The sequence below is a fragment of the Ignavibacteriota bacterium genome (assembly GCA_016708125.1).
GTDB lineage: Bacteria > Bacteroidota > Ignavibacteria > Ignavibacteriales > Melioribacteraceae.
The window spans coordinates 1,425,857-1,447,660 of record JADJGF010000001.1; the positions used below are offsets into that span (position 1 = coordinate 1,425,857).

Consider the following 21,804-nt stretch of genomic DNA (forward strand, 5'->3'; position numbering starts at 1 on the left):
GTGTTGCTTGAAAACAAGAAAGGATTACACAAAAGAATTAAAAACTCTTTTTTGGGAAAACCAGCTTAGTATAAGCGATTATCAAATTGAAAGACTTGCTCACTTTGCAGAGCAGGTGGTAAAGAAAAACCAAGAATTAAATTTGGTTTCTAGAAAAGATGAAGAAAATATAATCGAAAACCATATTTTTATTTCGTGGTTTGTAACAGAATATCTTCCGGAAAACGTAAGTAATTTTTTAGATATTGGAACCGGCGGCGGATTTCCGGGAATTCCACTTGCGATTGCAAAGCCAATGTTAAAGGGAGTTTTAGCTGATTCGACGGGAAAAAAAATAGACGCAGTAAAAGAATTTATCAACAAATTAAAACTCAGTAACGTTATTGCGGAAAATGCGCGTGTTGAAGACGAGGAATTTAAAAAGCAGTATAATAATAAATTCGATTTAATAATTAGCAGGGGAACGGTTCCACTAATTATTTTATTCAGATACTCTATTCCATTAATAAAAGAAAAAGCATACATTTTTGCGATTAAAGGCGGAGATATCGAAGAAGAATTTAACACGGCAATTCTTAAGTATAAACCTCATGTTAAAAAATCAACGGTTTTTGAACTTGCATATAAACCATCAAATTTGCGAAACGTAAAAGGAAAAAAGCTTGTTTTACTGGAAATTACAAAATGAGTTTAGACAATTCCAAACTTTTCCAAGAAATAAGTAATTTAGCAACCGAACAACGCAATCCAAAATCAACAAACATTGATTTTTTATCAACCCAAGAAATTTTAAAAATTATAAACGAAGAAGATAAATTAGTTCCGCAAGCTGTGGAAAAGGAACTTCCGTATATTGAAAAAGCAGTTGAAAAAATAGTCGAAGCATTAAAAAACGAGGGCAGACTTTTGTATTTTGGCGCAGGTACAAGCGGAAGATTGGGAGTTGTTGATGCTTCAGAATGTCCGCCAACTTTTGGAACCGATCCGGAATTAATTAAAGGATTTATTGCTGGTGGAAAGGAAGCAATGTTTGTGGCGCAAGAAGGCGCGGAAGATTTAGAAGAAAACGGAGCAAAAGATATTTTATTTGCACAAGTTACAAAAAAAGACATCGTATGCGGAATTGCGGCAAGCAGGCGAACGCCGTATGTAATTGGCGCTGTTAAAAAAGCAAAAGAATTGGGAGCAACTACGCTTTATATTACTTGTACACCAAGAGAAACTTTTAATATTGAAGAAGTTGACATTGCAATTTGTCCGTATGTTGGTCCCGAAGTTGTTATGGGATCTACAAGAATGAAAAGTGGAACAGCTCAAAAATTAGTTTTAAATATGCTTACAACAACATCAATGATTAGACTTGGAAAAACATACGAAAATATGATGATTGATTTGCAAATGACCAATAAGAAGTTGATTGAGCGGGCAAAACGAATTGTTATGACAATTACCGGCTTGAATTATGAAGAATCAACAAAACATTTAGAAGCCTCAAATTATCATGTTAAATCTGCGTTGGTTATGATTTTAGCAAATGTAAGTTTTGAAGAAGCAAAATCAAGATTAGAAAAAACGGATGGCTTCGTAAGAAAAGCAGTAAATCTAAATAAATAAAAACTTAAAATTTACAGCTTATAAAATATACAAGTCATTTAAGTAAAACCATACTTTTTGTGATAGAAAAATCCTCAGAAAATAATTTATAAAAATAAATTCCGCTGGACAAACTACTTGCATCAAAAACAGTTTCATAGTTTCCGGGAAGCAATTTTTGATTTACCAATGTTGAAATTTCTTTTCCCAAGGCATCATAAATCTTTATTTGTAGTGAACGAAAATTTTCGTTCACTACGGAATTAAGAGGTATTTCATATTTAATTTTAGTAACCGGATTAAACGGATTTGGATAATTTTGGTAAAGTATAAATTTTTCCGGATTTGTCGGATTTTCATTTAACCCAATGTTTACCGGCTCTTCGTCGTCCCAATTCATTTTTAGTTTAATAAATTTTGATAAACTATCTGCCATTTCTTGGTGGTGCCGAACGCGCGGATGCTTCTGCCAATTTTCATCAAAAGGAAAAAAGAACGTTTCCAAATTTAAATCATTTTCAGAGCGAAGATTTTCTACCGCTTGCTGAATATATCCGGGCCAAGGAGAACCGATTTTTGTTGCATCCATACTTCCTAAAGCGCAAATAATTAAAGATGTTGGATGCGCCGTTCTAATTTGTTTAACAAAATTTTCATAGGCTTCAACAATTTGAGAAGAATCCGGAATGGGGTTTAAATTCTTAATTAACCAACTATCATTTTGAAATAAATTAATAACCACAACATCGGGAATATATTTTTCAAAATCCCAATGAATGTTTGGGTCATCCGGATTTAATCGGTAATAATAATCCGGCATAATCAAATCAAACCAGCTGATCATTATTCCAATTCCACTTTTTGCAGTACACATATAATCTGCATTTAATATTCTAGAAGTAATTGCGCCGTATGCTGTAAAATTATTTTCATCTTTCATTTTATCATCGTCGGCATTGTCGGCAGCTTCGTTTCCCATTCCGCACGTTATTGAGTTTCCATAAAATGCAATTTTTCGTTTTGGTTTTTCGGCTGGCGGAAAAATATTTTTATTATCTAAAATTTGAATTCCCAAAAATTTTGTTGGACCGGTTGATGCTTCTGTTCTTCGGAAAATTAATAAACTGTGAACCGTATCTTTTAAAGTTGCGTAAACCAAATAACTTTTTTGTCCGGGGTCACAATCAATAATTATGGGAATATCATAATTTTCATCAACGAAAACATTATAAAAAGATTCACCGGTTTGATCATCCAAAATCACCATTAAATATTTTCCTTCAAACTTTGTACGGATATAAGTTCCGGGCCAATACATAATTGGTTTTGTGGAATCGGAAAAATCCATTCTTCCGGTAAATTGAAAATTTGGATTATCTGCAGAAATTGTATTTAATGCAAACGAATCACATCGTAAGAAAACAACCAGTGTAAACAAGGATAAAACAATTGCAAGTTTTTTATGAATCATAATTCACCATTAAAATTTTTATGTTTTCAAATTAAACATTTAGAAGAAACACAAACTAAAAAATTACATAATCTTAAGTATGATTTTTTTATAAACATTTTTATTTTTAATACATCTAAAGGTTAAAAATAATTAACCATTTTTCTAACTTATTTTGAATACATCATGAATAAAAAAACATCAACAATTATAATTTTATTAATTTTTTCAATAACATTTTTTGCACAAGAAAGTGAAAAAAGCAAAGACACAAACAAAGTAAATTTTGACGGATTAAAATGGAGAAGTATAGGTCCTGCGTTTACGTCGGGAAGAATTGCGGATATTAAAGTTAATCCTAAAAATAAAAACGAATATTATGTTGCAGTAGCAAGCGGAAACATTTGGAAAACATCAAATTGGGGAACAACGTTTGAACCAATTTTTGATAAATACGGAGCATATTCAATTGGATGTTTGGCAATCAATCCTGAAAACCCAAATGTAGTTTGGGCGGGAACGGGAGAGAACAATCACCAGCGTGCGCTTGGTTATGGCGATGGAGTTTATAAAACCATTGATGGCGGTAAATCTTGGAAAAATATGGGATTGAAAGATTCTCGCCAAATAGGACAAATTGCAATTGATCCAAGAAATACAAATATTGTTTTTGTTGCGGCGGAAGGCTCTGTTTGGGGACCGGGCGGAGACAGAGGTTTATACAAAACTTCTGATGGCGGAAAAACTTGGAAAAAAGTTTTGGATATCAGCAAACACACCGGAGTAAATAATGTAATAATGGATTTGAAGAATCCCGATATAATGTATGCAACATCGGAACAGAGAAGGAGACACGCATTTACAAAAATTGGGGGCGGACCAGAATCGGCAGTTTATAAATCTGTTGATGCCGGTGAAACTTGGGAAAAAATTATGGAAGGTTTACCCAAGGTAGATATAGGCGGAATGGGAATTGATATTTCTCCAGCAAATCCGGAATACATTTACTTAAGTGTTGAAGCCGCAGATGATAAAGGCGGATTTTTTAGATCAACAAATCGCGGAGCAACTTGGGAAAAAATGAGTGATCAATTTTCTTCGGGACAATATTTTAATGAAATTTATTGCGATCCGATAAATCCCGAAAAAGTTTATTTAATGGATGTTTATTCAAAAGTTACGGTTGACGGAGGAAAAACATGGACGAACATTGGAATTGAAAACAGACACGTTGATGATCATGCGATGTGGATTGATCCAAATGATAATTCACATTTTATGATTGGCGGAGACGGCGGAATTTACGAATCTTTTGATAATGGAAAAACTTTTGACTTCAAAGAAAATTTACCAATCACACAATTTTACAGAGTGAACGTTGATAATGATTATCCGTTTTACAATGTTTTTGGCGGAACTCAAGATAATAACAGTATGGGCGGACCATCAAGAACAATTAGCAGCGATGGAATTATTAATGACGATTGGTTTATTACAAACGGCGGCGATGGATTTTGGACTGCTGTTGATCCAAATGATCCAAACACAGTATATGCCGAAGCACAATATGGAAACATGGTTCGTTATAATAAAATTACAAAAGAAGCTGTTGATATTAGACCGGAACCCGGAAAGGATGAATTAACTTATAAGTGGAATTGGGATACGCCGCTATTTATAAGTCCGCACAAATCAACAAGAATTTACTGTGCAGCAAATAAAGTTTTTAAAAGTGAAGACAGAGGAAATAGCTGGGAAACAATTAGTGATGATTTAACAACCCAAACCGATAGAAATTCTTGGCAAGTTATGGATAAATTTTGGAGCGTGGATGGCGTTGCAAAAGATAAATCAACATCGCTTTGGGGAACAATAATTTCTCTCAGCGAATCACCAATAAAAGAAAATTTGCTTTACGCCGGAACGGATGACGGATTAATTCAAATTACGGAAGATGCAAAAACTTGGCGAAAATCTTCTCAAGTTTCAGGAGTTCCGGAATTTACTTATGTGAGCGATATTCTTCCATCAAAATTTGATGAGAATATTGTCTTTGCATCATTTAATAATACTAAACGAGATGATTTTAAACCATACATTTTTAAAAGTTTGGATAAAGGAAAAACTTGGAAATCAATAATCAGCAATCTTCCCCAAAATGGAGCCGTTCAAACAATTGAGCAAGATTTTGTAAATCCAGAGTTGTTATTTGTCGGAACCGAATTTGGATTCTTTTTCACAAACGACGGTGGAAAAAGTTGGAATCAATTAAAAGGAGATTTGCCAACAATTTCTGTAAAAGATGTTGCAATTCAAAAAAGAGAAAATGATTTGGTTATCGCAACATTCGGAAGAGGATTTTATATTCTTGATAATTATTCCGTTTTAAGAAATGTTGATGAAAACACACTTAAAAATGAAGCAAAATTATTTCCGGTAAAAGATGCTTTGTGGTTTATAGAAGGAAGCGGAAGATACGGACAAGGAACCACATATTTCAAAGCTAAAAATCCGGAGATTGGTGCAACTTTTACTTATTACTTAAAAGAAGTTCCAAAAACTTTAAAAGAAATTCGTAAGGAAAAAGAGAAAGAATTATTTAAAGACGGAAAGAAAATCCCTCAGCCGACAAATGACGAACTGCTGATTGAGAAAAATGAAATTTCACCGTATTTAATTTTTACAATTTCTGATGAAAACAAAAACGTAATTAGAAAAATTTCTAAATCTGCAAAAAAAGGAATTAACAGAGAAGTTTGGAATTTGAGATATGAAAGTCCAAATCCCTTAACCGAAAAAGATAAATTTGATCCAAATGCAAAACCAAGAAGCAGTACTTTGGTTCTGCCAGGAAAATATAAAGCTACGCTTTCGATTATATCAAGAGAAGGAGAGAAAATTCTTTCCGAGCCGATGGAATTTAACATTGTTCCAATTGATAAAAATCAAGCTTCTGCGGAAAAAAAAGAACTGGTTTCGTTTCAGAAAAAAGTAAACGAACTTTCTAGAACAATTACGGGAACAGAAAACTTTTTGAAAGAAATGATTTCAAAAGTTGATAAAATGAAACAAGTAATTTTATTAACTCCTGGAACATCATACGAATTACTTAATGAAGTCGATAAAATAAAAAATGAGTTAAATGATATTTCTCTAAAATTTAGTCGTCAAACTAATTTCCCAAGCACTGAAGAAAATCCGCCGTCTCCGGTTACAATAAATGAAAGACTCGATGTTTTAAGATATACGCATTATAGATCAACGGAGCCAATTACAAAAAAAGAAAAAGTTGCTTACGATGTTTTGGCAGAAGAATTTCCGCAAGTTTATGAAAAAATAAAAAATATTTCCAAGGTTGATATTTTTAATTTGGAAATGAAATTGGAAAATCTAGATACTCCAGCAATTCCGGGAAAACTACCAGAGTTGAAATTAAAGTAAAATAACTTATAAGATCCGATCTTTTCAAAAGATCGGATCTCTAGAACAGAGATTAAACGCCAAACTGCCTCAAGTGATGATCCAAGTGAATATAGATTAATCTTCCCCATTGTTTTTTGTTCATCTTTCCAAAAGTTGAATGAGTTAATAATAAATTCTCAGGATAACATTGGTTAAAATTTTGAATTGTATTAATCAAAAACTCCTTATCTTTTTCAAAATCGGTTGGCTTTGTTCCATTAAAATTTTGATCAAGCTCTTTATATGTTTGAACCCTTCCTTTTGGTGCAGGCAATCCTAAAAGAATTAAGTGTTTTAAAATTCTCCTTTGTAAAAAATTTCCAGTAGAAGAAATTTTTATTTTTCCACAAGCCATTTTTATCTGATCCGAGCAATGACATAACATTTGATTAACCGTCATCTTGCCCCAAAGTCTTTGGGTGTCATTGGATAAAGAATTAATTCTATTAATAATAAAATTTATATTGTCTAAATCTAATATATTTTTCATAATCGGTCAGACCTTGTTCTGTTTGAGAAAATTTTTCAAAAATAAGAAAGATTAGATGTTTTAAAAAGTGCATCTTTTATAAACCATCACTTTCCTTTTCGCCTTTTCGTTTTTTAACGGCTTCGCGCAGAACGTATTCAATTTGTGCATTAAGACTTCTAATTTCATCTTTTGCCCAAATATTTAAATCGTTCCAAAGTTTTGGATCAATTCTTAATATTACTGCTTTTTTTTGTGCCATTATAAAATTCGATCAACTTTTTTGTGAATAGCCACTTTTCTGTGTTATCAGTGTTCTATTATTTTAGTACAAAGATCCGGTATTAATTACGGGCTGAGTTGCTCTATCAGAACACAAAACAACCATTAAATTGCTCACCATATTAGCTTTTCTTTCTTCATCCAACTCAATTACATTTTGTTTTTTCAATCTTTCCAAAGCCATTTCAACCATACTTACTGCGCCCTCAACAATTTTTTGTCGTGCAGCAATAATTGCCTCTGCTTGTTGTCTTTGCAGCATTGCTTGTGCAATTTCCGGAGAATATGCCAAATGATTAATTCTTGCTTCCAAAACAGTAACGCCGGCGGCACTTACTCTTTCATGAATTTCTTTTTGCAGATGTTCTGATACAATATCGATTGAAGAACGCAAACTAAGTTCATTACCTTCAGAATTATCATACGGATATGATGTTGCCAAATGCCTAATTGCAGATTCGGATTGAACGTGAACATAATTTAAATAATCATCGACTTCAAAAACAGCTTCTGCCGTATCGTCAACTTTCCAAACTACAACAGCAGAAATTTCAATGGGATTGCCTTTTTGATCATTCACTTTTAATTTTTCGCTGTCAAAATTCCTCACGCGCAGTGAAATTTTCTTTTTTGTGTAAAATGGATTTGCCCAGCGGAAACCAACAGTTTTTTCGGTTCCGACATATTTCCCAAAGAGTATTAAAACAATAGCTTCATTTGGTTCAACAGTAAAAAATCCAAAGTAAAGTAAAAAGGAAAGTAGAAAAAGAAAAATTCCTAAAGCCAAAACAAATCCGCCACCATCGGTGTGCCAACGCGATAACATAACAATTCCATAAATAAAAAGTGCAATTGAAATAAGCGAAAGTATAATATTTGAAAATAAAACTGTCCAGCCGCTCATTTCAGATTTTGTAATTTCCTTGCTCATTTTTCCTCCAAAGAAAAATAATTGTGATATTAAAGTGATATCATATTGCTATATAATAAAAAAAGTACTTTTTGTCAAGACTGTAAATATTTTAAATAAAAAAACTATACAAAGCATATGGATATAGTTTTTATTAATTGAATTCACTAAATTAAATGTGGACAAACAAATCGTTTTAAAATTTTAACGATATGAAATCTTTAATTATATTTATTTTAGTTTTCACTTACTTTTCTTTTAAAACGCATTCGCAAGAAAAAGGGACACCGAACCCAAATTTTAAAATAAAATTTGTCACAACTGTCTCAAGCAAATCTGATTTATTCAAAACCGACATAATGGACGTCGTGTCCGATTTCGTTTTTGGACAAAGTGAACAAAATTTAATTAAACCGGTAAATACCACAGTAATTGATTCAAACAATTATTGGATTTTAGATCAACAATTGAAAACGATAATAACCGTAGATATAAAAAATAAAATTTTTGAAAAAATAATTTTTACTGAGGAACTGAACTCTTTAGTTGGGCTGTGTAGAATAAACAATTCAAGTTTGTTATTTTCCGATTCAAAAAAAAATGCAATCTATTTTTATGAAATAGAAGCAGAAAAAATGAAAATATTTAACAATTCTCCCAGAATAAACAGACCGACCGGTATTGCATATTCCGAAATTAAAAAGGAAGTTTGGTGTGTTCAAACAGGAGATCACACAATTTTGATTTTAGATGAAAATGGAAATATTAAGAAAAGTTTAGGGTTACGAGGAACAGGAGACGGGGAGTTTAATTTTCCTACCCATATTTGGATAGACTCAAATGGATATGTTTACATTGTAGATTCAATGAATTATCGAGTTCAGGTTTTTGATTTGGACGGAAATTTTATAAAAATGTTTGGAGAACAAGGCGATGCAACCGGTTATCTTGCAAGCCCTAAAGGCATTGCTGTTGATTCATTTGGAAATATTTATATTGTTGATGCACTGTTTCATTCGGTACAAATTTTTGATATTAATGGAAACTATTTAAATTCATTTGGAAGCCAAGGAAAAAGTGAAAACAAATTTTGGCTGCCACAAGGAATTTTTATTGATGAAAATAATAAAATTTATGTTTCAGATAGTTATAACTCAAGAATCCAAATCTTTCAATTAGTGTTTGAATAGAAATGTATAAGAAAATACTTTTATTAATTTTTATTTTCTCATTCCTCAATTTGAATTTTGCTCAATCAATTTCAAGTACGGCACATAATCTTTCTGTTTCGGGAACAGGAACTATTAAAGCATCAACAGAAAGTGAAATATGTGTTTTTTGCCATACGCCACATAAAAGCACTCCAAGAAAACCGCTGTGGAATAAATATGATACCGGATTTAATTATACATTATATAACAGTTCAACAATTCACGCAAGTCCGGGTCAACCCGATGGATCATCAATCTTGTGTTTATCTTGTCACGATGGAACAATTGCTCTTGGACTTCTCTGGAGCAGACAAAGTGTTATTAATTTTACAGGCAATGTGATTACTTTAACAAACGAAAGTACGAATTTAGAAACAGATTTATCTGATGATCATATAATTTCTTTAATTTACAGCTCACATCTTTCTGATTTGAATGATGAGTTAAAAAATCCAAATTCCTTAGTTAATAATGTAAGGTTAGAAAACTCAAAACTACAATGCACTTCTTGTCACGATCCGCATTTAAATTTAACAGAAAAGTTTTTAGTCGAAACGAGAGAGTACTCTCAATTATGTATAAATTGTCATGATAAAAACGGATGGAACTCATCAACACACAGCTCGGCAATCAAAAGTTGGAACGGGATAGGTACCGACCCATGGCCAAACAGTGCCCTCAACACCGTTGCACAAAATGGTTGTGAAAACTGCCACACTCCACATAATGCAGAAGGAAAAGAAAGACTGATGAAGTTTCAAAATGAAGAAATAAATTGTCTTTCTTGTCACAATGGTAATGTTGCCGATAGCGACATATTATCCCAAATGAATAAACCATATAAACATGATGTTTTTAATTACACACAAATTCATGATCCAATAGAACCAAGTGAAATAATTCAAGCGCACGTTGAATGCGCGGACTGTCACAATCCACATAAATTAAATAGCAGTACAGCAAATGCACCATTTGCAAACGGATTTATTTCAGGTGTGAAAGGAATAGATACCGAAGGGATTTCAAAATTACAAATTGATTATGAGTATGAGTTATGTTATAGATGTCACGCAGACAGTCCAAACAAACCGGGTAGTATTACAATTAGACAAATTGAGCAGAACAACACAAGATTGGAATTTGATATAAATAATCCATCATTTCATCCAATAGAAGGAACGGGTAAGAATAGCAGCGTTCCAAGTTTAGTATCTCCTTTAACGGAAACAAGTTTAATTTATTGCACAAATTGTCATTCAAGCGATGACAGCAATTCTCCGAAAGGACCGCACGGCTCTTCAAATCCGCAAATTTTAAAATATAATTATTCAAAAATTTATGGTACGGCAGAGTCATACTTAAGTTACGAGCTATGCTATCAATGCCACAACAGAGATGAAATTATAAATGGTGTCGGCAGATTTCAAAACAGAGTTCATAGAAGGCATATTGTTATTGCAAATATTCCATGTAATTTTTGTCATGATCCGCATGGAATTGATGCATCACAAGGGAATTTAGTTAATAATTCTAACTTGATAAATTTTGATTTGTCTGAAGCTGAGCCGCATAATGGAATACTTGAATTTGTAGATAATGGTAATTTTACAGGAAGTTGTTATTTAACTTGTCACGGAAGAGTTCATGCACCAAAAACTTACTGAGCTGTTAGAAACAATAAAAAAACGTCCGTTTTCCATCGTAATCATTTCCATTGCGTTCGGAATAGTTGGTGCGTTTATAGATGCCGTAATTGATTATTTGTTTTTCTATGAAGAAGAACTACTGGAAGTTTTTATTCCCAACATTTCCTCGCATGAATTTTATATGAGAGTTATGTTGATTTTCACGCTTACTTCATTCAGTTTTTTAATTGTCTTTTTATTAAAGAGAATTAATAAGTATGAAAATCAACTTAAAACCATAAATGAACACTTAGAAGAAATGGTTATTCAACGCACAAAGGAATTTGGCGATTTATTTTCACAATCACCCTTTGCCAAAGCATTGTTGAACAAGAATTTTGAAATTAGTGAAACCAATCTTTCGTGGAACAAATACTTCAATTTTGATAAATCAATAATGACCGGATCAAATTTATTTGATAACAAGTACTTTGCAAATTTAGGTTTAGAAAACAATTTTCTTTCGGTAAGAAACGAAATTAAACCTTTTGAAAGCGAATCAATTTATATTGAAGAATTAGATAAAATTTTAACGTTAAATATATATCCAATTACAAATAACCAAAACGATGTTGAAAAAATAGTTTGCAATCTTGAAGATATTACAGATAGAATAAAAAGATATGAATCAGACAAAGAACTTGAAATCAATAAAATTTCAATGAAAACAATTTTTGATATTCTTGAAACCGAAAGAGCAAGATTAGCAAATGAACTTCATGATGAAATTGGGCAAAAACTTATGATTTCAAAACTACATCTTGAATTATTAAAAAAAGAATGCAATATAATTCCAGAAAAATTTGATGAAATAATTAAATATCTGCAAAATACAAATGCCGATATAAAAAATATTGTTTATGCACTTTATCCGCCAGAATTAAAAAAGTATGGATTAGTTGAAGCAATTAGATCGAGAATTAATAATTGCAGCAAAATAGGAAATTATAATTTAGATTTTAGAATCAACGGAAATTACACACAGCTTAAGAAAGAAATAGAATTGGGAATTTATAGGATTTTCCAAGAAGCGTTTAGTAATATTACAAAACACGCAAAAGCCAATTCTGTTAAAAGCAGTATTACTTTTTTCGAAAAACAAATTCTGTGCGTTATTCAAGATGATGGAATAGGATTTAATTTAGAACAAACTTTTGGCGAATCAAAAAAATATGGTTTAATTTCAATGAGCGAAAGAGCAAAAATATTAGGAGGGAATTTGGAAATTGAAACATCACTTCATAACGGAACAAAAATATTTATTGAATTACCAAGGATTGAAAAAAGCAATGAACAAAATTAAAATATTTCTTGTTGATGATCATGTTATAGTGAGGGACAGTTTAAAGCTGGCATTAAATTCAGAAGAAAATATGTTTGTTATTGGAGAAGCTGGAAATAGTGTTGATGCAATTGAGCAAATTTTATATAAAAATCCCGATGTTGTTTTAATGGACATAAATTTACCGGGAAAGGACGGTTTAAGTACTGCCAAGGAAATTAAAAAGATAAAAAATTCAATAAAAATTCTAATACTTACAATGCTTGATAACGAATTATATGTTTTTGATGCTTTTAAAAGTAACATTAACGGATTTGTTTATAAAGATTCAAGCATTAGGGAATTATTAAAAGCCATTGAAATAGTATATTCTGGTGAAAGATACTTTAATGAGCAAATTAAAAACAAAATATTAAATCATATTGCAGCCAAAGGAAAACTTGATGAGGAAAACAGCATCAAAGAATTAATTCTAACCAAAAGACAGATTGAAATAATCAAATTAGCTGCTACCGGCTTAACAAGTAAAGAAATAGCAGCAAAATTATATTTAAGCGAACTTACTGTAATTAAACATAGAAAAAACATAATTCATAAATTAGAATTAAAAAATTTTACCGAAGTAGTAAGTTATGCATATACACATCAAATAATTTAACCGACATACTCCTTTTGGGGTATTTAAAATTATACCCTTTGGGTTATTCCGCCAGCACAGTTAATTCATTAATATTACACTAATAATTAAATACTAAGTTTTATTGTTGTTATAGAAAAACTTAATCTCTTATTATCCAAATTTATTTAAATAATTTTTCAGCGGGGGAAAAATGAAAACCCGAAACACAGTTTTATTTATCGTATTTTTTATAGTATGTAACTTAAATTATGGACAAATTACCGGATCTGTTCATGATTTTTCAGATGAAGGATGGAGCAATGGTCAAATATGTTTGCCTTGCCACGCTCCTCACAATAACAAAGCGGGCATGACTCCACTGTGGAATCATGAGTTATCTGCCACCCCATATACGATTTATACAAACACAAATTCAATGGATGCCACAGTAGGTCAACCAGACGGTTCATCAAAATTATGCTTAAGCTGCCACGATGGAACCATTGCCGTTGATAATTATGGAGGACACACCAGCACAGAAACGCCTTTGGGCGGGAGTGATAATTTAGGTAATAATCTTAGTAACGATCATCCAATTTCCTTTGTTTATGATGCGAATCTTGCTACTAATGATGGCGATTTATTTAGTCCAACTTCCACAAGTTCCGGTTTGGGCGGAACTATTCATGCAGATATGCTTGAAAATAGTAAAATGCAATGCAGCAGTTGTCATGATGTACACAATGGTTCGGGAATATCAAAATTATTGTTAAAAGGAAATGACGGAAGCGCTCTTTGTTTAACGTGCCACGATAAATAATATTTAAATTTAGGATAAATTAAAAGAAGGCGATTTTTAGGTCGCCTTCTTTTTTTTGTTAAAAAAAGGGTATCTCAATTTATAATACGATTAGTTATGAAAACAATTCCGTTAATCAGCCGTTTATGTATTCTGTTATTGATAAGTTTAAGCTGTTCAACAACAAAGGAAATTACACAACAAAAAACTTTGGTTTTGTATCCACCACCACCGGAAAAGACAAGAATTCAATATTTAACTTCTATTAGTACCTCAAATGATATTGAAACCGGGCAATCTGAATTCTTAGAATCAATTATTGGAAAAAAAGAAGAACGAACCATTATTAAACCATATGGCATATCAATTCGAAAAGGAATTATTTATATCTGTGATACTATGCTTGGCGGACTTGTAATTGTTGATTTAAAGAATTCAACATTTGAATACTTTATTCCCAAAGGATTTGGAGAACTTAAAAAACCAATTAACTGTTTTGTGGATGGAGAGGGATCTATTTATGTAGCCGATTCGGAAAGACAGCAAATAGTTGTGTTTGATGAAAACAGAAATTATTTGAATTGTTTTGGATTAGAAGAACAAATAAAGCCGACGGATATATTTGTAAAAGAGAATATAATTTGGGTTACCGATTTGATGAATAACAAAGTTGTATTATATAACAAAAATGATTTCACATATAAAAATTCATTTCCTAAAACAACTACTGATTCACTTTCAAAATTACTTTCACCAACAAATTTATTTGTAACAGATAAAGAAGTTTATGTTAGTGATTTTGGCGACTTTAACATTAAAGTCTATGATACAAACGGAAATTATCTAAGAACAATAGGCAGTTATGGAAGAAACTTGGGGCAATTTGTAAGACAGAAAGGAATCGCGGTTGATAAAGAAAACAATTTATATGTAGTAGATGCCGGATTTGAAAACGTTCAAATATTTAATAAGGAAGGGAAATTATTAATGTTTTTTGGGGGAAGTTACAAGGAGGCTGGAGATATGTGGCTTCCGGCAAAAGTAATAATAGATTATGAAAATTTGGAATACTTCCAAAAATACGTACACAATGAATTCAAGTTAAAATACTTAATACTTGTAACAAATCAATATGGTCCTAATAAAATAAATATTTATGGATTTGTAGAAACCAAAAAAAAATAGAGCTTAGGCACAGCAATAATAGAATGGCAGCAGAAAAAAAAAATAGAAAAAAACTTATAATACTATTTTTAATAATTCTACTTTCGTATTCTTGTTCGTCAAGCACAAATTATCAAATACTTTCTACATTCTTTGATGGAGTAAATGATCCTAATGAAAAACCAAAAGAAAAAACTGACTCATTAAAAGTAAAACAAACCGTTGAATTTAAAACTCAAAAAAACAATGTTATAGAAAAAACATACATCTATCATCCGCCATTTAAAAATAGATTGTGCAAAGATTGTCATAATTTAGAATTAAGTAATCAGTTGGTGTTGGCGGTTCCAACTTTATGTTATAAGTGCCATGAAAATTATTCACAAAAAAATCCTTCTCTACACGGTCCGGTTGCAATGGGAAACTGTAAAGTTTGTCATAGTCCTCATTTTGCAGAGAACAAATTTCTGCTTATAAGAACCGGCAGGAATCTTTGTCTGCATTGTCATGAATCAACATACGTTTATGAAAACAAGCACCATTTTGCTACAGATGAATATCAGTGCTTAGATTGCCACGATCCGCATAGTGGAAAGGATAGATTTTTACTTACTAAATGATTAATGAATTACAAACATCAAATATTGTTAATTACTACTTTATATTTAATTGCGGCAGTCAATGCAAACAGCCAGCAGAATAATTATCCAATTAGATTTTGGGATATACAAATGATAAATGGTTTAATTGGAACAGAAGGCGAATATAAATATCAAAATATTTTTTTAAGAAATTCTTACAAAGATAAATTAAAAAACTCAACCATTACGGGACAATTAATATTAAACACACAAAGTTATTTTTATCACCCAAATCTTCTAACATTAGAAACAAACTTTCAATTTAATCCCGGAACGAGAAAAAATATTTACTTAGTAATTCCGGACCGTACAGATATTGTAATTGGAGAAAGTGTAAGAGGAAACGTTAGATTTTTACAATCACTGCCAATAAATCTCTCGGCCTTTTCTCAGTATAGCCACATTTTTACAAACCGTGAATATACCACGGATTTAGAATCCAACAATTTTTCCTATGGTGGAATTTTTAATTATAGAAACAAAGTTGCTCCAATAAACTTGAGTTTTCAAGATAATAAAATGAGTCAAACTGAATTAAGAACAAATAGAAAATACTTAAACGATAGAACCAACATTAAACTTAACTCAAGTTTTGAATTTTCTAAAATGGATGAAAATAAATTATCCGCTTCATTTGATAGTTATAAAAACGAATACTCGAATTTACATAAGATTAGCAGTAACATTTCCACTTTTACATTTAACACAGTGCTTAAATTAGATTCTTCGGCCCAAAATAAAATATTTTCAAACATTCTTTATTCACAAAATCAAGGATATATCGACTATGAAAAATATCAATTGGCGGAAAGCTTTTTATACTTTTTAGAAAAAAAATTAAAGCTTTTGGGAAATTTTAATTATAATAAAATGGTTGGTACAGAGTTTATAAATTCACAGCAAAACATAAATTTTCGTTTAGAACACGAGCTTTTTAAAAGTGTTAAGTCACATATCTTTTTTGAAAATATACGAAACAATCAATCGTTTTCTAATGAACAATTAAATAATTATGGTAGCGGAGTTTTATATAGCAAAAAAATTCCTAAAGGAATTTTAACGCTCTCGTACAATTATAGTAAGCAAAACGTTGAAAAGAAAAATTTTGAGAATAATTTATTAATATTAAACGAAAAAATAGTTTTAACGAATACGGAAATTACAATACTTTCAAATCCATTTATAGACGTTTATAGTATAATTATCAAAAGTTTAACTAACGATATAATCTATAGAGAAAATATTGATTACATATTAATTAGAAGAGATAATTTTCTGGAAGTTCAAAGACTGCCAGGGGGTTTAATAGAAGACGGATCTGAAGTTTTTGTAGATTATCGAGCAGAAACACAACCATCATACAAGTATGATTCATATTCAAGTACGTTTTATTCAAGTATAAGTTTATTAGAAAATTTGTTTGAGTTTTACTTTCGTCTATTAAGTAATAATTATTATAACATTAATACCACTTATGCAAACATTTTAAAAATCACTTCGCAAAAAGTTTTTGGAATTAAAATAAACTACAAATTTATAACTGCCGGATTTGAATTGGATAATTACGAAAGCAATATAGTTCCTTTAAAATCCAAAAGATATTACTTAAGAGCAGGTTCAAAGTTATTCGATAATTTAAGTTTAAGCATAACGGGAAATTTAAAATTTGTCGAATTATTAGAAGATAAAAATGAACAGGAATTTCACGATATAAACAGTATGATAAATTATAGACTGACATCAAATTTAGATCTGAAATTAGAGACAAACCATAGAGTACAAAAAGGCATGGGAATGAATTTAGATTTGGGAATTTTTAGAGGAGAATTAAGATTCAATTATAGAGAGTTTTATTTTTCATTTGGTGCAGAAAGCTATAATCGAAACTTCATAGAAGAAAAAATAAACTATATCGGCGGATTTATAAGATTACAACGCAAATTTTAAGGAGATTAAAAGTGAAAAAACAAAACACTGAATTATTAATAGTAATATTTTTCTTGATCACACAAATAATATTTTCGCAAGAAAAGTCAAACGTTACAAATTGTACAAATGCAGAATGCCACAACAATTTTTTAACAAAGCAATATGTTCATTCACCAATTAAAGAAGGATGTTTAACTTGTCATGAAAAAGTAAAAGGGGATCATCCAAACCAAATTGGAAACGAATTTGTTTTAGTTGAAGAAAATGAAAATCTATGTAAAATGTGCCATAATATAGAAATAATAAAAAAAACAGTTCATACTCCGTTTAACGAAGGAAAATGTCTTTCTTGCCACTCGCCGCATAGCTCAGAACAAAAAGGAATTCTAATAGGAAACACGCAGCAAGAAACATGCAGCAAATGTCACAAATTAGAAAACAAAGATCATAAGTTTGTGCATGGTCCGTTTGTAAGTCATCAATGTTCAAGCTGTCACATATCTCACCAATCGGATTTTAAAAATCTGTTAGTTAAAGAAGATCCCGGATTATGTTTTCAATGTCATCAAGAAAAAGAGGAGTTTTTAAAATCTACAAACGTACATCCGGTCTATGAAGAAGGATGTTTAGATTGTCACTTACCGCATTCATCTTCCTCAAATTACTTGTTAGTTAGCGGAAAAAATGATTTATGTTTTGGCTGTCATAAAAATGTTGAAGTGGAAATTTCCACAGCAAAAATTATTCACGATCCTTTGAAACAAGATGGACAATGTATATCATGTCATACACCACACGCTGGTGAAATTAGTAAACTTTTACTTGAAGAGCAGCCAGCGTTATGTTTTAGATGCCATAGTGAGAATACAAAAAACAAGGAAAAATATATTGATATTCTAGGAACGATGAGCAAAAAATATTTACACAAACCATTAATTAACGGTAAGTGTGATGATTGCCACTTACACCATGTTTCACCAAACACAAGTTTGCTATCTGCAAAATTTCCCAAGGGAAATTATACTGTTCCTAAAAAAGAATCTTTTGAGCTGTGTTTTAATTGTCACGATTCAAAAATGCTAAACAGTCAAACAATTACTAACGAAACTAATTTTCGTAATGGGACTCAAAATTTGCATTACGTTCATGTAATGAAGAAAAAGTCAATTAGTTGCCAAAGCTGTCACGATATGCATGGAGCAGATAATCAGCATATTCTTGGCAATTTTGTTTACTTTGGAAATTGGCAAATGCCTATAAATTATAAAGTTTCCGAAATTGGCGGATCATGTCTTCCTGGTTGCCACGCACAGTTCTCATACTCACGAAAGTAAATATTAATTTTAGTCAGTAAGTTTAAAAAGCACCGACCACACTTGGTGCTTTTTGTTTTAAAAATTTATTTCAGCAAATTATCTAAAACAAAAGGAGGTTCTATGCGATAATATTTAAAAACAGAAAATAGTTCATCAATGAGTAATTTTAGAATTTTAATTACAATTATTTTTATAATTTTCACAACGCAAAAATATTTTACAGAAAATAATTTTCATTCCAATCTCAAAAACAACTGCCAAATATGTCACGTAAATCAAAATAATATAAGTGAAGACGCATTTAAACCTTTGTGGACAAATAATTTAATTGAGGAATATTATATTCCATATGAAAGCAGCTCGTTAGATGCAAATGTGGGCCAGCCAAGCAACATTTCAAAAATGTGTTTAAGTTGTCACGATGGAACAATTGCATCCGATGATAATAGCGGAATAACCAATGAAACTTATAATATTGTTAGATCCGGAATGAATTACAATCATCCAATTTCGTTTACTTATGATTTTTTACTAGCCCAAAAAGATAGAGAACTTTATATTCCCGAAACCACACCATCCGGATTAGGAAATACAATTAGGAACGATTTGCTGATTGATGGAAAAATGGAATGTACCTCTTGTCATAATCCACACGAAACAAGGTCTGATACAAAAATGTTAATCATTTCAAATGAAAAAAGTAAATTATGCCTTACTTGCCATATTAAATAATCACGATTGTTAATTAAATTATTTTAGATTGTGCATTATTTAATCCCTAGAATTAAAATCTCTTTCGGGCGGACCGGGATTTTTATCAATTAATAAATTCGGTTTGTTTTTTTGTTTCACCAAATCAAATTCATCATAGACTTTTCCGGTAACGGTAATTGCTTTATAATTTAATGTGTCGCCATCAACGTTAATTATTTGAAAAAGTTGAGTATTTTGAGCCGCGCGATCCATCCATCTTTCTTCATTAATTTTGTACATTTTTGGTCCGCTAACGGAAACTACATACATTGTTCCGCCAGATTCATCTTTAACATTTACGCCGCTTAATAAATTTCTTCCGCGCGCGTAAGTATGATCGTGACCTTGTAGAGCAATATCAACATTATGTTTATCGAAAATAGGTTTCCACAAATCGCGAAGTTCTTTGTTGTCTCTTCCGCTGCCGCCGGAATATAACGGATGATGATAAGTTATAACTGTCCATTTTTGCGGATTATTTTTTAAAATATTTTCCAACCAAGCAACTTGTTCCTCATGTTTTTCATTAGAATTTAAACTTATGATTCTCACATTTTGGTAATCAATATAATAGTTGGATTCTTCCAAACCGGCAACACCATTTTCCGGAAGTGTAAATTGCGGTTTCCAAAATTTACTTAAATATCTATTTCCCAAATCATCTTTTGCATATTCATGATTTCCGGGAGAAGGAATTGATGGAACCATTGCATGAATCCAATCGCCAGCATCAAACCATTCACGCCATTCACGATCTTCGTTTGCTCTGTTTATTAAATCCCCAGCATGAATCATGAACTTTGCTTTTGGCGCTTCTGAATATGCGGATCGAATTGCTCTTGACCAAAGCGAGAGAATATTATTTTGTGCATCTCCAAAATAAATAAAGCTGAAAGGCTCATTTTTATCTGAAGCAGTTTTGAAGTGAAACCATTCGCTCCAATGTTCACTTTTTCCAACTCTGTAAGCATACAAAGTATTTGGATTCAAATTTTCAAAATTTACCGAGTGATAATATTTCAATCCATTTTCGGTTGTGAGTGAATCTGTAATTGCAAAATATTTTATTGCAGATTGAAGAAAATCGGGAGACGCATCTGCCAGAGCAATTTCTGCAAATCCGGAATCTATGCTTGAATCAGTTCTCCAAGTTACGGCTTGAGAAGTTGAAGTATTTCCTTTCCAGGTTAGAATTATATTTTCTGGAGCTCCGTTATTTGCAAATGAAACCAAGGCATCTGTTCTTGCTGGTTTTTGAGCAAAAACATTTAAGCTTAATAAAATAAAACAAATTATTAAAATTTTAGATTTAGATAAAATGCTCATCGATTGTCCGAACTAAATTTAATAGATTGTGAAATTATAAATTGAAGTTACAAAATTATCATTAATGAATTGTTAAGGAATTAAAAATTTTGCTGAAAACTTAAAAAAACAAACAAGGGATTAATGGTTTTCATATAGGTTATTAATAGAAACTTCAGAAAGATCAATCAAAAATTTTGCAATTATATTTGTAACATCATTTAAATATTTTTTTCCTTTTTCGGCAGTTGCTAATTTTGGATTTCCAATTCCGGTATCATTTGTAGCTTTGTGCCAAAGTCTTGGAGCCCAAACCCAGCCTTCATTAAAACCGTTAATTGTAAATTTATTTAACTTTCCATCACCGGCTTCATCAAGTGGTAAAACTAATTCCGGTTTAATTGCGAGCATATTGCTGGTTTCCATTTCGTCTGCATGTTCACCGGAAACTTCAAAATAATTTGAATGATTTAAAATTTGAAACCAATTTATTTGTGCAATAAAAACATTTGGAAAAACATTCTGTAATTCTCTAATTGCCGGTTTAAAATCATTTCCGCCGTGTCCGTTTAAAATTACCAACTTTTCAATATTGTGTTTTACTAAAGAATCAACAATGTCTTTCAGCAAAAATATTTGTGTTGATGGATTCATATTTATAGTTAGCTTAATTCCAAGCTGCGAAGTATTTACTCCAAATGGAATATTTGGAAGCACAATTACACTCGCTCCTTTTTCGGAAGCAATTTTTGCAGATTCAATTGCAATATATTCACTTTGATATGAATCTGTTGAATAAGGAAGATGATAATTGTGGGCTTCGGTTGCGCCCCACGGCAGAATAGCAACTTTGTATTCTGATTCTTTAACAGTTTTCCAATTAAGTTCTGATAAAACATATGGTCTGATTGACATTTTATACCAATTTTAAAAT

Annotated in this window: 19 protein-coding genes; 13 read left to right on the forward strand and 6 right to left on the reverse strand. The window is 31.3% G+C overall.

Translation table 11 applies throughout. From position 1 onward, the window contains the following. The first annotated feature begins 7 nt into the window (after positions 1-7). Both rsmG and murQ read left to right on the forward strand, forming a co-directional pair. Positions 8-688 (forward strand): 16S rRNA (guanine(527)-N(7))-methyltransferase RsmG, encoded by a 681-nt coding sequence (gene rsmG / locus IPH62_06420; GenBank protein ID MBK7104900.1) that lies wholly within the window; start codon positions 8-10, stop codon positions 686-688. Next, a complete protein-coding gene (murQ, locus tag IPH62_06425; protein MBK7104901.1) occupies positions 685-1,614 on the forward strand; it encodes an N-acetylmuramic acid 6-phosphate etherase in 930 nt (309 codons plus the stop codon). The genes rsmG and murQ overlap by 4 nt, the downstream gene beginning before the upstream one ends. Before the next feature lie 34 nt (positions 1,615-1,648). On the opposite strand, the gene IPH62_06430 is transcribed toward murQ, so the two are convergent. Further along, positions 1,649-3,064, reverse strand: coding sequence for a T9SS type A sorting domain-containing protein (locus tag IPH62_06430; GenBank protein ID MBK7104902.1), 1,416 nt, complete (start codon positions 3,062-3,064; stop codon positions 1,649-1,651). A 165-nt stretch (positions 3,065-3,229) separates the two neighbouring features. Here IPH62_06430 and IPH62_06435 point away from each other — a divergent pair, with 165 nt between their 5' ends. After that, complete coding sequence (locus IPH62_06435; GenBank protein ID MBK7104903.1) at positions 3,230-6,484, forward strand: glycosyl hydrolase; 3,255 nt, start codon at positions 3,230-3,232, stop codon at positions 6,482-6,484. 52 nt (positions 6,485-6,536) lie between these two features. Here the strand turns inward: IPH62_06435 and IPH62_06440 are convergent, their stop codons facing one another. The 3 genes from IPH62_06440 to IPH62_06450 all read right to left on the reverse strand — a co-directional run bounded on the left by IPH62_06440 (position 6,537) and on the right by IPH62_06450 (position 8,187). After that, positions 6,537-6,995, reverse strand: coding sequence for a DUF1569 domain-containing protein (locus tag IPH62_06440; protein MBK7104904.1), 459 nt, complete (start codon positions 6,993-6,995; stop codon positions 6,537-6,539). 76 nt (positions 6,996-7,071) lie between these two features. Next, a complete protein-coding gene (locus tag IPH62_06445) occupies positions 7,072-7,236 on the reverse strand; it encodes an Arc family DNA binding domain-containing protein (protein MBK7104905.1) in 165 nt (54 codons plus the stop codon). Between the two features lie 63 nt (positions 7,237-7,299). Then, positions 7,300-8,187, reverse strand: a complete 888-nt coding sequence (locus tag IPH62_06450) for an SPFH domain-containing protein (protein MBK7104906.1) — start codon at positions 8,185-8,187, stop codon at positions 7,300-7,302. Positions 8,188-8,378: 191 nt separating this feature from the next. Here IPH62_06450 and IPH62_06455 point away from each other — a divergent pair, with 191 nt between their 5' ends. The 10 genes from IPH62_06455 to IPH62_06500 all read left to right on the forward strand — a co-directional run bounded on the left by IPH62_06455 (position 8,379) and on the right by IPH62_06500 (position 19,544). Then, entirely contained in the window at positions 8,379-9,356 is a 978-nt protein-coding gene (locus tag IPH62_06455; GenBank protein ID MBK7104907.1) for a 6-bladed beta-propeller, read from the forward strand. A 2-nt stretch (positions 9,357-9,358) separates the two neighbouring features. After that, positions 9,359-11,041 carry a hypothetical protein gene (locus IPH62_06460; GenBank protein ID MBK7104908.1) on the forward strand — a complete coding sequence of 561 codons (1,683 nt, stop codon included), beginning with the start codon at positions 9,359-9,361 and terminating at the stop codon, positions 11,039-11,041. Then, entirely contained in the window at positions 11,022-12,365 is a 1,344-nt protein-coding gene (locus IPH62_06465; GenBank protein MBK7104909.1) for a sensor histidine kinase, read from the forward strand. The genes IPH62_06460 and IPH62_06465 overlap by 20 nt, the downstream gene beginning before the upstream one ends. Next, the gene (locus IPH62_06470; protein ID MBK7104910.1) at positions 12,352-13,002 is read left to right on the forward strand and encodes a response regulator transcription factor; all 651 of its coding nucleotides are present in this window, start codon (positions 12,352-12,354) and stop codon (positions 13,000-13,002) included. Before IPH62_06465 ends, IPH62_06470 begins: the two co-directional genes overlap by 14 nt. 172 nt (positions 13,003-13,174) lie before the next feature. Then, positions 13,175-13,783, forward strand: coding sequence for a cytochrome c3 family protein (locus IPH62_06475; GenBank protein MBK7104911.1), 609 nt, complete (start codon positions 13,175-13,177; stop codon positions 13,781-13,783). Between the two features lie 96 nt (positions 13,784-13,879). Beyond that, on the forward strand, positions 13,880-14,947 hold the full coding sequence (locus IPH62_06480) for a hypothetical protein (protein MBK7104912.1): 1,068 nt from the start codon (positions 13,880-13,882) through the stop codon (positions 14,945-14,947). Positions 14,948-14,970: 23 nt separating this feature from the next. Beyond that, the gene (locus tag IPH62_06485) at positions 14,971-15,546 is read left to right on the forward strand and encodes a hypothetical protein (protein MBK7104913.1); all 576 of its coding nucleotides are present in this window, start codon (positions 14,971-14,973) and stop codon (positions 15,544-15,546) included. Positions 15,547-15,549: 3 nt separating this feature from the next. After that, a complete protein-coding gene (locus IPH62_06490; GenBank protein MBK7104914.1) occupies positions 15,550-17,514 on the forward strand; it encodes a hypothetical protein in 1,965 nt (654 codons plus the stop codon). A gap of 11 nt (positions 17,515-17,525) precedes the next feature. Next, the gene (locus IPH62_06495) at positions 17,526-18,830 is read left to right on the forward strand and encodes a hypothetical protein (protein ID MBK7104915.1); all 1,305 of its coding nucleotides are present in this window, start codon (positions 17,526-17,528) and stop codon (positions 18,828-18,830) included. Between the two features lie 138 nt (positions 18,831-18,968). Further along, the gene (locus IPH62_06500) at positions 18,969-19,544 is read left to right on the forward strand and encodes a cytochrome c3 family protein (GenBank protein MBK7104916.1); all 576 of its coding nucleotides are present in this window, start codon (positions 18,969-18,971) and stop codon (positions 19,542-19,544) included. A gap of 39 nt (positions 19,545-19,583) precedes the next feature. Here the strand turns inward: IPH62_06500 and IPH62_06505 are convergent, their stop codons facing one another. Together IPH62_06505 and IPH62_06510 are read right to left on the reverse strand one after the other, a co-directional pair. Then, on the reverse strand, positions 19,584-20,891 hold the full coding sequence (locus IPH62_06505; protein MBK7104917.1) for a metallophosphoesterase family protein: 1,308 nt from the start codon (positions 20,889-20,891) through the stop codon (positions 19,584-19,586). Between the two features lie 120 nt (positions 20,892-21,011). Then, positions 21,012-21,785 (reverse strand): creatininase family protein, encoded by a 774-nt coding sequence (locus tag IPH62_06510; GenBank protein MBK7104918.1) that lies wholly within the window; start codon positions 21,783-21,785, stop codon positions 21,012-21,014. Positions 21,786-21,804: the final 19 nt, after the last annotated feature.

Coding starts and splice junctions, on each gene's coding strand:
- murQ (MBK7104901.1), top strand. CDS start 685: ATGAGTTTAGACAATTCCAAACTTTTCCAAGAAATAAGTAATTTAGCA.
- IPH62_06430 (MBK7104902.1), bottom strand. CDS start 3,064: ATGATTCATAAAAAACTTGCAATTGTTTTATCCTTGTTTACACTGGTT.
- IPH62_06435 (MBK7104903.1), top strand. CDS start 3,230: ATGAATAAAAAAACATCAACAATTATAATTTTATTAATTTTTTCAATA.
- IPH62_06440 (MBK7104904.1), bottom strand. CDS start 6,995: ATGAAAAATATATTAGATTTAGACAATATAAATTTTATTATTAATAGA.
- IPH62_06445 (MBK7104905.1), bottom strand. CDS start 7,236: ATGGCACAAAAAAAAGCAGTAATATTAAGAATTGATCCAAAACTTTGG.
- IPH62_06450 (MBK7104906.1), bottom strand. CDS start 8,187: ATGAGCAAGGAAATTACAAAATCTGAAATGAGCGGCTGGACAGTTTTA.
- IPH62_06455 (MBK7104907.1), top strand. CDS start 8,379: ATGAAATCTTTAATTATATTTATTTTAGTTTTCACTTACTTTTCTTTT.
- IPH62_06460 (MBK7104908.1), top strand. CDS start 9,359: ATGTATAAGAAAATACTTTTATTAATTTTTATTTTCTCATTCCTCAAT.
- IPH62_06465 (MBK7104909.1), top strand. CDS start 11,022: ATGCACCAAAAACTTACTGAGCTGTTAGAAACAATAAAAAAACGTCCG.
- IPH62_06470 (MBK7104910.1), top strand. CDS start 12,352: ATGAACAAAATTAAAATATTTCTTGTTGATGATCATGTTATAGTGAGG.
- IPH62_06475 (MBK7104911.1), top strand. CDS start 13,175: ATGAAAACCCGAAACACAGTTTTATTTATCGTATTTTTTATAGTATGT.
- IPH62_06480 (MBK7104912.1), top strand. CDS start 13,880: ATGAAAACAATTCCGTTAATCAGCCGTTTATGTATTCTGTTATTGATA.
- IPH62_06485 (MBK7104913.1), top strand. CDS start 14,971: ATGGCAGCAGAAAAAAAAAATAGAAAAAAACTTATAATACTATTTTTA.
- IPH62_06490 (MBK7104914.1), top strand. CDS start 15,550: ATGAATTACAAACATCAAATATTGTTAATTACTACTTTATATTTAATT.
- IPH62_06500 (MBK7104916.1), top strand. CDS start 18,969: ATGAGTAATTTTAGAATTTTAATTACAATTATTTTTATAATTTTCACA.
- IPH62_06505 (MBK7104917.1), bottom strand. CDS start 20,891: ATGAGCATTTTATCTAAATCTAAAATTTTAATAATTTGTTTTATTTTA.
- IPH62_06510 (MBK7104918.1), bottom strand. CDS start 21,785: ATGTCAATCAGACCATATGTTTTATCAGAACTTAATTGGAAAACTGTT.